The 12,453-nt window shown below is 36.2% G+C and carries 17 protein-coding genes; 6 read left to right on the top strand and 11 right to left on the bottom strand.

The features are described from left to right. Positions 1–524: 524 nt before the first annotated feature. Both H344_RS0103735 and H344_RS0103730 read right to left on the bottom strand, forming a co-directional pair. Positions 525–953, bottom strand: coding sequence for a DUF4268 domain-containing protein (locus H344_RS0103735; protein ID WP_026809066.1), 429 nt, complete (start codon positions 951–953; stop codon positions 525–527). Then, positions 954–1,625: a ZIP family metal transporter gene (locus H344_RS0103730; RefSeq protein ID WP_026809065.1), complete on the bottom strand. Its 672-nt coding sequence runs from the start codon at positions 1,623–1,625 to the stop codon at positions 954–956. An 89-nt stretch (positions 1,626–1,714) separates the two neighbouring features. Between H344_RS0103730 and H344_RS0103725 the strand changes: the two genes are divergently transcribed. After that, positions 1,715–2,878, top strand: coding sequence for a THUMP domain-containing class I SAM-dependent RNA methyltransferase (locus tag H344_RS0103725; protein WP_026809064.1), 1,164 nt, complete (start codon positions 1,715–1,717; stop codon positions 2,876–2,878). Positions 2,879–2,912: 34 nt separating this feature from the next. Continuing rightward, the gene (locus H344_RS0103720; protein WP_026809063.1) at positions 2,913–3,143 is read left to right on the top strand and encodes a hypothetical protein; all 231 of its coding nucleotides are present in this window, start codon (positions 2,913–2,915) and stop codon (positions 3,141–3,143) included. Position 3,144: 1 nt separating this feature from the next. Here H344_RS0103720 and H344_RS0103715 read toward each other — a convergent pair whose 3' ends face one another. From H344_RS0103715 to rlmD, 3 genes are read right to left on the bottom strand one after another with little or no spacing between them, the layout of a single operon-like run. Further along, complete coding sequence (locus tag H344_RS0103715; protein ID WP_026809062.1) at positions 3,145–3,951, bottom strand: DUF6048 family protein; 807 nt, start codon at positions 3,949–3,951, stop codon at positions 3,145–3,147. Next, entirely contained in the window at positions 3,932–4,477 is a 546-nt protein-coding gene (locus H344_RS0103710) for a DUF6452 family protein (RefSeq protein ID WP_026809061.1), read from the bottom strand. Before H344_RS0103710 ends, H344_RS0103715 begins: the two co-directional genes overlap by 20 nt. After that, positions 4,477–5,904, bottom strand: coding sequence for a 23S rRNA (uracil(1939)-C(5))-methyltransferase RlmD (gene rlmD / locus H344_RS0103705; protein WP_026809060.1), 1,428 nt, complete (start codon positions 5,902–5,904; stop codon positions 4,477–4,479). Before rlmD ends, H344_RS0103710 begins: the two co-directional genes overlap by 1 nt. A 493-nt stretch (positions 5,905–6,397) precedes the next feature. On the opposite strand from rlmD, the gene rocD reads away from it, so the two are divergent. After that, complete coding sequence (gene rocD / locus H344_RS0103700) at positions 6,398–7,642, top strand: ornithine--oxo-acid transaminase (protein ID WP_026809059.1); 1,245 nt, start codon at positions 6,398–6,400, stop codon at positions 7,640–7,642. A 53-nt stretch (positions 7,643–7,695) separates the two neighbouring features. Here the strand turns inward: rocD and H344_RS22395 are convergent, their stop codons facing one another. From H344_RS22395 to H344_RS0103680, 4 genes are read right to left on the bottom strand one after another with little or no spacing between them, the layout of a single operon-like run. After that, on the bottom strand, positions 7,696–8,067 hold the full coding sequence (locus tag H344_RS22395; RefSeq protein WP_394330138.1) for a DUF2752 domain-containing protein: 372 nt from the start codon (positions 8,065–8,067) through the stop codon (positions 7,696–7,698). A 55-nt stretch (positions 8,068–8,122) separates the two neighbouring features. Next, entirely contained in the window at positions 8,123–8,401 is a 279-nt protein-coding gene (locus tag H344_RS0103690; RefSeq protein ID WP_026809058.1) for a CD225/dispanin family protein, read from the bottom strand. 29 nt (positions 8,402–8,430) lie between these two features. Next, entirely contained in the window at positions 8,431–8,769 is a 339-nt protein-coding gene (locus H344_RS0103685; protein ID WP_026809057.1) for a CCC motif membrane protein, read from the bottom strand. Positions 8,770–8,778: 9 nt separating this feature from the next. After that, entirely contained in the window at positions 8,779–9,078 is a 300-nt protein-coding gene (locus H344_RS0103680; RefSeq protein WP_034256105.1) for a DUF2752 domain-containing protein, read from the bottom strand. Positions 9,079–9,140: 62 nt separating this feature from the next. Between H344_RS0103680 and H344_RS0103675 the strand changes: the two genes are divergently transcribed. Both H344_RS0103675 and H344_RS0103670 read left to right on the top strand, forming a co-directional pair. Next, positions 9,141–9,347, top strand: a complete 207-nt coding sequence (locus tag H344_RS0103675) for a hypothetical protein (protein WP_026809055.1) — start codon at positions 9,141–9,143, stop codon at positions 9,345–9,347. Further along, on the top strand, positions 9,337–9,882 hold the full coding sequence (locus H344_RS0103670; protein WP_026809054.1) for a Smr/MutS family protein: 546 nt from the start codon (positions 9,337–9,339) through the stop codon (positions 9,880–9,882). Before H344_RS0103675 ends, H344_RS0103670 begins: the two co-directional genes overlap by 11 nt. Before the next feature lie 24 nt (positions 9,883–9,906). Here H344_RS0103670 and H344_RS0103665 read toward each other — a convergent pair whose 3' ends face one another. Beyond that, complete coding sequence (locus H344_RS0103665) at positions 9,907–10,416, bottom strand: hypothetical protein (protein ID WP_026809053.1); 510 nt, start codon at positions 10,414–10,416, stop codon at positions 9,907–9,909. A gap of 133 nt (positions 10,417–10,549) precedes the next feature. On the opposite strand from H344_RS0103665, the gene H344_RS0103660 reads away from it, so the two are divergent. Then, positions 10,550–11,698 carry a cysteine desulfurase family protein gene (locus H344_RS0103660; RefSeq protein WP_026809052.1) on the top strand — a complete coding sequence of 383 codons (1,149 nt, stop codon included), beginning with the start codon at positions 10,550–10,552 and terminating at the stop codon, positions 11,696–11,698. Here H344_RS0103660 and H344_RS0103655 read toward each other — a convergent pair. Continuing rightward, entirely contained in the window at positions 11,695–12,348 is a 654-nt protein-coding gene (locus tag H344_RS0103655) for a hypothetical protein (RefSeq protein WP_026809051.1), read from the bottom strand. The two genes, H344_RS0103660 and H344_RS0103655, sit on opposite strands and share 4 nt — an antisense overlap. Between the last annotated feature and the right edge of the window lie 105 nt (positions 12,349–12,453).

Raw genomic sequence — 12,453 nt, 5'->3', positions numbered from 1 at the left:
CCGTCGGGATGCTGTCGTGACAAGTCACGATGCGCTTTGGTCTGCTGGCGCAGAACCTCGGTGGATGCCGCTTAGTTGGTGTCTGCCTGTTTATAAAGTGGCCGCCTCATCATTGGAGGATAGGGTTCGGATGCCCTACTACTACTACTACTACTACTACTACTGAAGGAGCTGCCTCATCAATTGATGATAGGTTAGTAAGGTGCGACCGCGATGCGGCCGTCTGGATGCTGTCGTGACAAGTCATGATGTGCTCTCGCTGGTAGGTGGGGTCTGCTAGCGCAGAACCACGATGGTGTGAAGATCCGCTAGCGTGGAACCTGGGGTTCCTTCTTATAGAGTGGCTATCTTTTAATAAAGGTCTGCCTTATCATTGGATGATAGGTTAGTAAGGTGCGACCGCGATGTGGTTATAACAGTTGGTCTTGGTAATTCGGAAGGTGTTATATTGAGTCAGTTCTTAATTGGGCGGTGTAACGTGGCATTTAGAAGAGAACTTAGGTGTAATGGGAGGGTTGGTTGGTCTAAGGATTTATTATGTCTTCATACTCCATATAAAACGCTTCTAACTTATCCATGTTGTTCCATAAAAATTCCATGGTTTCTTGCCAAGTGTTTTTGTTATAAATGGAAACATTAGGCATATTGACCCAAATCCTGGAAATCTCTTTTCCATTGCTTAGTATATAGCTATCGTTAAACTGTATGTTTGGTAAGTATTCTGTCTCTAATATAGTACGTAGAGCGACTATCTTTTCCCATAACTCTATTCGCTTCTCCAGATCCTGACTTTCAAGATCCATTGATACCATAGCTTGTTTAGCTTCAAAGTGGAATTTGAAAGCGAAATCTTTTATTCTGGTTCTATGTAAAATCCATTTTCTAGGAAATGATTTTCCAAATGAGATCCAAAAATCTTGTCGTAACTTTTTTGCTTCCTCTCTACTGAACATTTAAAAAACGTATGCTATTGCAATCCCAAGGATAATAACCAAAAGTTTGCGTAAATTAAATTTATGGTGTTCTGAGCTTTCAAATAAAATTACTGTTGAAATATGTAAAAAGACACCAATTACCAATGCGTTTAAATATAAGGCATAGGTTTGAATAAAGTCAAAATTAGCAGCCATAAAGGTGCCAAAGGCAGTCATTAAAGAGAAGAGTCCTATAAATAAAATGGAGGGTATTAACTTAATTTTAGAGGCTAATAGAAATATACTTAAAATTATAGCAATAGGGATTTTATGGACTAATATTCCATATAGGATGTTATGATGGCTTTCTATAGGGATCCCTTCTAAAACTGAATGAATGGAAAGGCTAATGAAGAGTGTCCAAGGAAATTCCTTATTCTCAGGGTCTAAATGTACATGGCCGTGCTCTGCTCCCTTGGAAAAAAACTCTAGAAATATCTGTAAAAGAATACCAAGCATTATAAATACTCCTACAGTTTTAGAATTAGAATCCATATATACTTCAGGTAAAAGCTCAAAAACCGTTAAAGCTAAAAGAAAGGCCCCACTAAAGGCTAATAATAACTTAAAGGTCTCTTTGTTCTTGGGTTTCGTGAAGTAAACAAAGATAAAGCTGAACAATACCGCAAGAATGGGTAATAAATAATTCATGTACGATTGGTTAGGTGTTGTACTTATTAGGGAAAATTTCTAATAGGGGATAAAATTAATGTATTTTTGCGGTAATTTTAATAGGAGGTATGAACAATAATTTTAAAATGGTAGCCAAAACCATGTTCGGTTTCGAGGAAATTTTGGCGAAGGAGTTGCAAAACCTGGGTGCAGGTAATGTGAAGATAGGGATAAGGAGCGTTTCTTTTGAGGGAGATACCGGATTTATGTACAAGGCTAATCTATGTCTTAGAACTGCTATTAAAATTATAAAGCCTATACATTCTTTTAACGTGAGGAATGAGGATGATCTCTATAGGCAAATTTATTCTATGGATTGGTTTAACTTCCTTTCTACGGATACGACCTTTGCTATTGATGCCACAGTGAACTCGGATAATTTTACCCATTCCTTATATGTATCCCAGAAAACGAAAGACGCTATTGTAGATAAGTTTAGAGATACCGATGGTAGCAGGCCTAATGTGGATATTAAATTTCCCGATCTTCGGATTAATATTCATATACAAAAGGACCGATGTAATGTTTCCTTAGATTCTTCTGGGAGATCGCTACACCATAGAGGCTATAGAACGGCAACTAATATTGCTCCTATAAATGAAGTGTTGGCAGCCGGATTATTATTACTGAGTGGTTGGGATGGACAGTGTGATTTTTTAGATCCAATGTGTGGTAGTGGTACGATGTTAACGGAAGCTGCTATGATAGCTTGTAATATTCCTGCCAATATCAATAGAAAGGAGTTTGCTTTTGAAAAATGGCACGATTTTGATGAAGACCTTTTTAATAAAATTATAGATAGCAGTTTAAACAAGGCTAGAGATTTTCATCATAAGATTATAGGGTATGATAAAGCACCTTCTGCAGTAAGAAAAACCACCGAGAACGTAGCTAATGCTAATTTGTCGGAATATATCACCATCGAAAGAAAGAATTTCTTTGACACAGAGAAATTTACGGAAAACCGACTGCATATGGTTTTTAATCCGCCGTATGGAGAACGTTTGGATATAGAAATGGAGGATTTTTATACTGATATTGGAAATACGTTAAAGAGAAATTATCCAGGTACTGATGCTTGGTTTATTACTTCCAATTTAGAAGCTTTAAAATTTGTAGGACTTCGGCCTTCCAAAAAGATAAAATTATATAACAGTCATTTAGAATCGCGCTTAGTCAAGTATGTGATGTACGAAGGAAGTAAGAAGGCTAAGTTCAATAAAGATAAATAGGTAATATTTTTAGTCATTAATACCCAAAAATATTGTGAAACAAAAACATAAAGCTCTTGTCTATAATTTTCTAGGCTTCGCTATATTATTCATTACCGTTCGATTATTGCTGGGGATGCTGGTATCATTCAATACACTCATCCTTGCGATTATAGCGGCAGTAGTGGCAAGTGTGTTGTCTCCAAAATTTGCTGTTGTTAAAACCCCTAAAGGGAAGAAACTAATGATGAATTGGCTTTTTCTAAAAGGAGTAAGGGAAGTTTAGATTAATTTACAGGAATTTCTTCTTGTGAATTAGCTTCTTTCTCTTCTTTATTCTTCTTTGCCTTTTTATAAAGGGGTAAAAAATAGGTGAGTGTATAGTTATACCCTACTCCAAATTTGCTTCCGTCGGTTACTTTATTGAAACCAGGTATCCATAGATTTCGAAATCCTTCTGGCTCCTTATTACTAACTAAGAATCCTATTCTTACACTGGCTCCTAAAAAGATATTAGCAAAAAGCTCGGCCTTAACACCAACTACAGCCTCTAGCCAACTGGCATTTAAACCACTAAACTCCTGAGGTATTTCAGAGCCAATAGGGAAGTCTGTTGGTATATTGGTTCCTGGGTTCATTTGATAATTAGGATCGGTCCAATAGCGGTTGGTATCAAAAATATGATAATTGTTAAGGGTCTGACTAAAAGTACTAAAGGCGTATCTTCCACCAACGTGAATAATATTGTGCATTCCGTACCAGTTGCTATAGGTGTTATAGTCTGCTCCTAGTTTTATATAGCTTCCAGAAGTAGTGAAATTGTAAAGGTCCTCTTGTTTAGTGTATTTTTCATTTCCTAACTCTACTGCTGCGTACCAATTAGTGGTTAGGCGATAATCTGCCACAATCTCCATACCAGTGTATCCATCTTTTAAGGCCGATGTAAGCGGTCTACTAAGATCTATACCTATCCTAATACCATAAGGATCTGTTTTGGTAATGGTATCCTTAGGTTGCAGGTCTATGGGTTTGGTTTGAGTGTATCCCAAAATAACCCCAAAGAATAGGAAACTACTAATGATATATTTTAACATGGGCTTCAGTTGAATTTTCTACTAAGGGAGTTATTATTTCTATATCCTTAATCCAATTTTCAGTTTCAGATTTTAAATCGCTATTTAAATTATCATAATTAGCAACATGGCCACAAGCCCTAGATACAAACTTATCTTTGCGGTCATAAGTAAAATAAAGACTATCTAAATCTCCACCTTCCACCAAAATAGTATCTCCGGCTTGGTTTTGCGCTTCTACATCAACGGAATTAGTGATGAAATAAAATCCAGTGCTGTTTTCTGCGATTTTCAATGGAATGGCAATTGAATCCAGATCGGTTCTATCAGGGACTCCAATTACAGTAGTTTTTTGTCCTATGCCTACAATACGGAATTGGGGTACATTTTTTAATTCGGACCTATTGCTTGCATCATAAAATCGCACTACTAATAGCGGAGTAATTCCATCTACGCATATATCGTCTTTTTCACAACCCATAACGGCTATGCTTAATACAGCGATAAATGCTAGTAGAAAAGTGATGGGAAGTTTAGTTCTGCTCATTACAACTGGGTAGGATCTTTTCGTTTTTTCAAAAGTACAACATTTTCCACATGATGTGTTTGGGGAAACATGTCTACAGGTTGCACTTTTGCAACTTCGTAATCTTCCTTCATTAACTCCAAATCCCTTGCCTGTGTGGCGCTATTACAGCTTACGTAGACTACCTTTTCTGGGGAAATATTTAAAATTTGTTGCACCACATCTTTATGCATGCCGTCTCTTGGTGGATCAGTTATAATAAGATCTGGCTTGCCGTGAGTTGTGATAAAAGATTCATTGAAAACATTCTTCATATCTCCAACGAAGAAATGAACATTAGGTATGTTGTTTCTTTCAGCATTGGCTTTTGCGTCTGCGATAGCTTCTGGGACAGCTTCAATGCCTACTACCTTTTTAGCATTTCTTGCTACAAATTGAGCTATGGTACCCGTACCGGTATATAAATCGTATACTAATTCTTCTCCAGTAAGTCCGGCAAACTCTCTAGTTATTTTATAAAGTTCATACGCTTGGTCAGAGTTGGTTTGATAAAAGGATTTTGCCGTTATTTTAAATTGTAGGCCTTCCATTTCTTCAAAAATATGATCCCGACCCGAATAGCATATAATTTCTTGATCGTATATGGTGTCATTTTGTTTTTGATTTACCACATATAGTAAAGCGGTAATTTCTGGGAATGTGGTAGCTAGATGATCCATTAGTAGCTCGCGCTTTTCTTGATCGTCTTCAAAAAATTGGACCATTACCATGATCTCTCCGGTGGAGGAGGTACGTATCATAGCCGTTCTTAATAATCCATACTGATTTCGTGGATTAAAAAAAGAAAGGTTATTGTTTATTGCAAAGTCTTTAATTTCTAAGCGAATGGCATTTGAAGGGTCTTCTTGTAGATGACATTTTTTAATGTCTAAAATTTTATCCCACATCCCTGGGATATGAAATCCTAATGCATTCTTATCTTTAATTTCCTCTCCCGAATTTATTTCGTCTAAGGTTAGCCATCGGCTATCCGAAAAGGAGAATTCCATTTTATTTCGATAGAAATACTGCTTTTTGGAGCCCAATATAGGCATGGTTTCAGGGAGTTCTAGGTGTCCAATTCTCCGCAAATTGTTTTCCACCTCTTTTTGTTTGTAAAACAGTTGGTGTTCATATCCCATATCTTGCCACTTACAACCTCCGCAAACTCCGAAGTGCTCGCAAACGGGAGTGACTCTTTTGGGAGAAAGAGTATGGAAATGTGTTGCTTCGCCTTCAAAATAGGCTTTTCTTTTTTTTGTGGTCTGTACGTCTACCACATCACCAGGAACGGTATTGGTAAGGAATATTACTCTCCCATCAGGAGCTTTTCCAATAGTCTTGCCTTTTGCACCGGCATCAACTACCTCTACGTTTTCAAAAATCTGTCTTTTATTCTTTCTTCGCATAGCGCAAAAATAGGGCATTTTTTCAGGATTTAAACTCATTTTAGAGGAAGTTTCGGTAAAGTGAAAATTAATTCAAATTGGTTGCTTGCTAAGCTATCAGAGTGGACCGTTATAGTATTGAAGGTGATCATAAGTGGAAAATTTTTTCAATCATAACTGGTACGATGGCTCACATTTCATGGAACAACCATAATGGAATATTTAACTTACTTTACTCGCTAATTTAGATTTTAATGTTTCTTTTCTTGCATAGGTTTTTATTGGGTGACATTGGTTATGCCTAGTGGACGGTCTAGATTTAATAGTATAGGATTGATGCTATAACTTCTATTAATTTGCATAAAAGCAGTAATTTATCATTGCAACCCAGTTTTTTAATGAAATTAATGAGTTAGTCAAAATTTATTTTTTAGTAAATTAGCAGTTCTACAAAGGATGATTTCTCTCCCCAAAGAAGGAATTGCTATAGTTTTATCTTAAATTTTTATTACTCATGTTACAATCGGAAAAATTAACTTCTAAAAATGCTATTGCATTGGAAGATAAATATGGAGCACATAACTACCATCCGTTACCTGTTGTTTTAAGTAGGGGAGAAGGAGTCTATGTATGGGATGCTGAAGGGAAGAAATACTATGATTTTCTCTCTGCTTATTCCGCAGTTAATCAAGGGCATTGCCACCCTAAAATTGTAGACGCTATGACACGTCAGGCGCAAACGCTCACCCTTACTTCTAGGGCATTTTATAATGACCAATTAGGAAAATTTGAGAAATATGCATGTGATACCTTTGGTTATGATAAAATGTTGCCTATGAATACCGGGGCAGAGGCTGTGGAGACTGCTTTGAAAATTTGTAGGAAATGGGCCTATGAGAAAAAGGGGATTGCGGCCAACGAAGCTCATATTATTGTATGCGAGAATAATTTTCATGGCCGTACCACCACTATTATCTCATTCTCTAATGACCCAGTAGCCAGGAAAAATTTTGGACCTTATACCAAGGGGTTTATTAAAATTGAATATGATAATATAACGGCCCTGGAAGAGGTTTTGAAAAGTAATGATACTATAGCCGGGTTTTTGGTAGAGCCTATACAAGGAGAAGCTGGGGTATTTGTACCATCAGATGGGTATTTGGCGAAAGCTAAAGAACTTTGTGAAAAGTATAATGTTCTTTTTATTGCTGATGAAGTACAAACAGGAATTGCAAGAACAGGTAAAATGCTAGCCGTGGATCATGAAGGAGTTAAGCCCGATATGTTAATTTTAGGAAAGGCCCTTTCCGGTGGTGCTTACCCCGTGTCTTGTGTTTTAGCAGATGATAAAATAATGGAGGTAATTGGGCCTGGGAACCACGGGAGTACATTTGGTGGTAACCCCGTAGCGGCAGCAGTTGGAATTGCTGCTTTGGAGGTTGTTAAAGAAGAAGGTTTAGCAGAAAATGCCCAAATTTTAGGGGAGCTTTTTAGAGCGGAACTTAATAAATATATCTCAGGGAGTTCTTTAGTGAAGGCGGTGAGAGGTAAAGGGCTATTGAATGCTATTTTGGTCAATGATTCTCCAGACAGCTCTACTGCTTGGGATATTTGTTTGGCGTTACGGGATAATGGTCTCTTGGCAAAACCTACTCATGGTAACATTATTAGGTTTGCTCCACCTCTGGTTATGACACGTGAACAATTGTTGGATTGTGTTGTAATAATAATTAAAACGCTGCAGCAGTTTCAAAAATAGAATGTTTCCCATTAAGGTATATATTGAAAGGCCTGCTCTATAGCAGGCTTTTTTTAAGTAGATGGAGCAAGTAGGGAAAATGGATATATTGGAATATTTCTAAAAACCGTAAAGAGTATTATAACTATAAAAACTATTATAGGCGTCTTGGGGTGGTAAATGATATCCGGATAATTTTTTCCATACTTAATCGGGAGTAGTTTTATTGAAAAGTGATAAATCATCAACATAAAAGCCGGAATAAAAAGGGCGTTGTGTTTTAGAATACCTAGAAAATCCAAATGTAAAAGATGATGAAGTGCTCTTTGGCTACCGCATCCCGTACAATAGTATCCCGTAAAATGGTAGATGGGGCATTTTGGGAAATAGGAGGAGCTGCTGGGATCTTTTAAAAAATATAGGAGTGTTATTCCGAAGAATAGCACTCCTATAATTAGAATTAATAATTGTTTTTGACCTTTTTTAGAAATCACAGCCACATTAATAGCTGTTGCTTAGAAAGCTAGCAATAGCAGCGAACCCAAAAACAGCAAAACAAATAATAAATATAGTTGCTACCAACCCTATACTGACCAAGGCCCATGTTTTTGCATTTTTAGATGCACGTTCTGCAGCATCATAATTCCCTAAGGCATAGGCTTCATTTACTTTGGCAGCATAAATTATGCTGACTATTCCTGGAATTATACAACAGAAAACTGTACTGAATATCGCTAGGATTAAATAGTTACTAGGTTTTGGTCTATAATCGTTTTCCATAGGTTGGGTGTTGGTTCTTTATTAAGGTATTACTCCATATTTCCAAGATAGTCTTCCATTCGTTCTCTCATGAGCTCCTCGTTTTGTAAGGCATCCCAACCGATAATTGAAATAATCCATATGAAAAATATAACCACCAAAATATTTAACACAATCCCGATTATAGATAGTGTTTTTCCTAATTTTACATTATTATACCCCTCATATAGCTCTGGGCTTAGAGCATAAAGTTTCGTTGCTTTATTTGCTAGTATTAAACCTATAATTCCGAAAATTAATCCAATTACACCATAGCAACAACAAGTTACTATTGAGATGATTCCGAAAACTAAAATTAGCGTTGCGTTGGGTAGTTTTTGTTGTTCCATAGTTTGATTTTAATAGATTACTTTAAGCATTTTTAATATATAACTGATGATAATAATACCTGCATTTAGGTATAACAAGTATAATTTTATTTTGAAGCTATTTTTTATTTCAAAGAAAAAGCTAAATCCTAAAAACGCAATCAATAGCATAATAGTGTAAATAGCGGGGAACATTTTAAATGCTGAAATAAATTCTCCATCAAGAAAAAAAGCAATGGCACGTTGAATACCACAACCGGGACAATCGATACCAAAAATCTCCTTGTTAAGACAAGGCAGCATATAGTTTTCTAGCTGTACCAAGAACATTTTATCCCTATTTTAAAGTGCTAATATAATTGTTTACGGGAAATTACTATTATTTTTGGGCAATGAAAACGAAACGAACTTTTTATTTAATCCTGATCGCAATTGGAGGCCTAATTGCTGGATTTGGAAATCGATTTATTGAAGAAGAGCTTGCTCTAATGGTTGGTTTTGTGTTGATGATGTTTGGGCTTTATAAGACTACTCAATTATGGAGCAGCAACCAATTAGATGAAAGAGAGCAGATTAAAGAAGAGGAAGATGAAATTTAAAGTAGGCGATAAAGTTGAAGCTATTGACGATATAGTTAGAGGTGAAATAGTAGGGATTCAGGGTAAAGAAATTACCGTAGAAAGTACTGAGGGCTTTTTATTAAAATTTGTTACTGAGGAACTAATGCCTTCACCAGAAGATGGTGAGATTGCAGTTTCTAATTATGAGGTTGCTCAAATAAAAGCGGAAAAGGAAATTCCTAAAAGACGCTATAGGCCTGTGGCTAAACCCAAAGAGCGTAATGCTCCCAAAATGGAGGTAGATTTACATATAGAGAAATTAACAAGGGCGTCCAAAGGGATGTCCAATTTTGAAATATTAAACCTTCAGATGGATACGGCAAAGAGGCAAATGGAATTTGCTATCCGAAAACGTATTCAAAAAGTAGTTTTTATTCATGGTGTGGGAGAAGGAGTGCTAAAAGAGGAGCTCTACTTTTTGTTTAGGAGATACGAGAATGTAAAATTTTATGATGCCGATTACCAAAAGTATGGTTCAGGAGCTACTGAAGTCTACTTTTTACAGAATAAATAAAAAAGGTAAAGCCTTAAGTTTAATTTATTTAGTGGTGATTGTACCAAAATCATTGATTCTTAGGTCTGTAATACGCTGATCGTTGGTTTTATTCACTAAAGATATCTCACTTAATTTTATAGTATGCTCATAGGTAGTGGTTTCACCTTCTACTTTAGCCGTGGTTGTAATTAAGACAAATCCACTAAGGGCCTCAATTTCTTCAATTACAGTAGGAGTAATAGGTGGAACAGCATCGCAAAAATAATTCTTACTCAACTTGTCGGAAAAAATTCGATACGTAACCTTGGTATCCCCAGATATAGGATATTGTACCTCTCCTTCGGACACCTCGTTTTTTAAGATGCCACTTTTTAAGGTTAAGATCAAGGCTTCATTGTTCACTATTTTGAAAAACACAGTGCTTTCTGTAGTTGGGGAGCTTCCGCAGTATTGGATCTGACTGTCATCAAAATTTATTGTTTCAATTTGTAGATCCCCATCATCACAGGAATAAAGGCTTATCAAAAAAACAAATAATAGAATATTTCTCATGCCTCAAATTTAATAGAAAATTAAGTTATAAACCTATAGCTTTCCTGGTATTTCACAGGAAATTAACTTTATTTCAAGTATTTTTGCCAGGCCTAATTTAGGTTAAGCAAGGTTTAATAAAATAATGTTTTCAATGAGAAAGGTATATTTAGATAGCGCCGCTACTACTCAGGTGAGACCAGAGGTTGTTACTAGAATGCAAGAGGCCTTGTCTAACTGTTATGGCAACCCTTCTTCTAGTCATAGTTTTGGAAGATCAGCAAAAACAGGGATAGAAAAGGCGAGAAAAACCATTGCAAAGCAATTAAACGCCCACCCTTCCGAAATTGTTTTTACTTCTGGAGGAACTGAGGCAGATAATATGATTCTTCGCTGTGCAGTGAGGGATCTGGGTGTTAAAACCTTAATAACCTCACGTATTGAGCATCATGCGGTTTTGCATACCGTTTGTGAGTTGGAGAAAGAGTATGGGATTGAGCTTCAATATGTAGATTTAGACCAAAATGGAAATCCAGATTTAGCTCATTTGGAATCTTTGTTGCAAATTGATGACCATAAGAAACTAGTCAGTTTAATGCATGTGAATAATGAGATTGGAAACTTGTTAGATATAGACTCTGTGGCTGAGCTGTGTAAAGAATATAACGCTTTATTTCACTCGGATACCGTACAATCTATTGGACACTTCTCTTGGGATTTACAAAAGACTTCTCTGCATTTTCTTACGGCAGCAGCACATAAATTTCACGGTCCTAAGGGAATTGGTTTTGCATATATAAAAAGAAATACGGGTCTAAAACCATTGATTTTGGGAGGGTCTCAAGAACGTGGATTTAGGGCGGGAACAGAGCCATTCCACAATATTATAGGCTTGGAAGAGGCATTTAGTTTGGCTTACAGTAATTTAGAGACGGAATCCAAATATGTAGCAGGTCTTAAACGGTATTTTTTAGAGAAACTACAGGAGGCTATTCCAGAAGTTAAATTTAATGGAGAGTCTGGAAATATGGAGAAAAGCACCTATACCTTGGTAAATGCTTGTTTGCCATTTCATCCAGAAAAGGCAATGATGCTATTATTTCATCTAGATTTGAAAGGAATTGCCTGCTCTGCGGGAAGTGCATGTCAATCTGGGAGTAACCAAGGTTCTCATGTTCTATCGGAGATTCTATCTGAAGAAGATAAAAATAAGCCCTCCATAAGGTTTTCATTTTCGAAATTCAATACGAAGGACGAATTGGATTATGTAATTCAAGTTTTGCGAGATTATAATAAGGATTAGTCCTTTTTTCTATCTCTTGGACGTTCACGGTTATAAGGGAATTTCTTAGACGCCATTTTCATCATCATATCAATAAGGTCTGTTGTATTTTTACCAGACCTTTTGTTGATTTGTTTTTCATACTTCCATAGTAACTTGCCAGTTGCTCCATCACTTATTTTAACCCCAATTCTACCATAATCAGCTTGTCCATCAATATAGTCCATTATTCTAAATGAGGTAGATACACCTTTAGAAAGCAGTACGTTAAGATCTAAACTGCCGCTAATAAGTCCGTCTACTTCCAAAATTTCACATAGCTGCTTAACAGTATAGATGTCTATATTTTCATAGGTGATATTGTTTTGCTTTAACAGCGCATTGGTATTCTCTGTATTTTGGAAATCTACCGAGAACTTCTTTTTTTTCTTTCTTTTGGAAAAATAGGTCTCCAAAGCATTTTGTACTTCATATGCTTCTTTCTCCTCCAACCTTTTTAATTCTGCTTCCGAGATATCGTCCTTAAGTTGCAAGTTGGTGACAAAGGGTATTATTGCCAAAGTCTCGTGTTTTTGACTCAATTCGTCAAATTTAGCGCTTTCATATATGTTTTTCTGAGCATTTAGGCTAAAGCATAATAAAGCAAAAAAGAATAGAAGTTTAATTTTCATTCGATACCAATGATTTATAGTTTTTAATACGATTCCCAATAAGCAGGCCATAAATAGAATTCCCTTTTATCGGATATGGGATAAAGGATAGTTTATGGAAATTGG

The sequence above is a fragment of the Arenibacter latericius DSM 15913 genome (assembly GCF_000424985.1).
GTDB lineage: Bacteria > Bacteroidota > Bacteroidia > Flavobacteriales > Flavobacteriaceae > Arenibacter > Arenibacter latericius.
The sequence above is the reverse complement of the archived record's forward strand: the minus strand, read 5'-3'. Positions and strand labels throughout refer to the sequence as shown.

Coding starts and splice junctions, on each gene's coding strand:
- H344_RS0103675 (WP_026809055.1), top strand. CDS start 9,141: ATGAAAACGAAACGAACTTTTTATTTAATCCTGATCGCAATTGGAGGC.
- H344_RS0103685 (WP_026809057.1), bottom strand. CDS start 8,769: ATGGAACAACAAAAACTACCCAACGCAACGCTAATTTTAGTTTTCGGA.
- H344_RS0103715 (WP_026809062.1), bottom strand. CDS start 3,951: ATGTTAAAATATATCATTAGTAGTTTCCTATTCTTTGGGGTTATTTTG.
- H344_RS0103725 (WP_026809064.1), top strand. CDS start 1,715: ATGAACAATAATTTTAAAATGGTAGCCAAAACCATGTTCGGTTTCGAG.
- H344_RS0103735 (WP_026809066.1), bottom strand. CDS start 953: ATGTTCAGTAGAGAGGAAGCAAAAAAGTTACGACAAGATTTTTGGATC.
- H344_RS0103730 (WP_026809065.1), bottom strand. CDS start 1,625: ATGAATTATTTATTACCCATTCTTGCGGTATTGTTCAGCTTTATCTTT.
- H344_RS0103680 (WP_034256105.1), bottom strand. CDS start 9,078: ATGTTCTTGGTACAGCTAGAAAACTATATGCTGCCTTGTCTTAACAAG.
- rocD (WP_026809059.1), top strand. CDS start 6,398: ATGTTACAATCGGAAAAATTAACTTCTAAAAATGCTATTGCATTGGAA.
- H344_RS0103655 (WP_026809051.1), bottom strand. CDS start 12,348: ATGAAAATTAAACTTCTATTCTTTTTTGCTTTATTATGCTTTAGCCTA.
- rlmD (WP_026809060.1), bottom strand. CDS start 5,904: ATGCGAAGAAAGAATAAAAGACAGATTTTTGAAAACGTAGAGGTAGTT.
- H344_RS0103660 (WP_026809052.1), top strand. CDS start 10,550: ATGAGAAAGGTATATTTAGATAGCGCCGCTACTACTCAGGTGAGACCA.
- H344_RS0103665 (WP_026809053.1), bottom strand. CDS start 10,416: ATGAGAAATATTCTATTATTTGTTTTTTTGATAAGCCTTTATTCCTGT.
- H344_RS0103670 (WP_026809054.1), top strand. CDS start 9,337: ATGAAATTTAAAGTAGGCGATAAAGTTGAAGCTATTGACGATATAGTT.
- H344_RS0103710 (WP_026809061.1), bottom strand. CDS start 4,477: ATGAGCAGAACTAAACTTCCCATCACTTTTCTACTAGCATTTATCGCT.
- H344_RS0103690 (WP_026809058.1), bottom strand. CDS start 8,401: ATGGAAAACGATTATAGACCAAAACCTAGTAACTATTTAATCCTAGCG.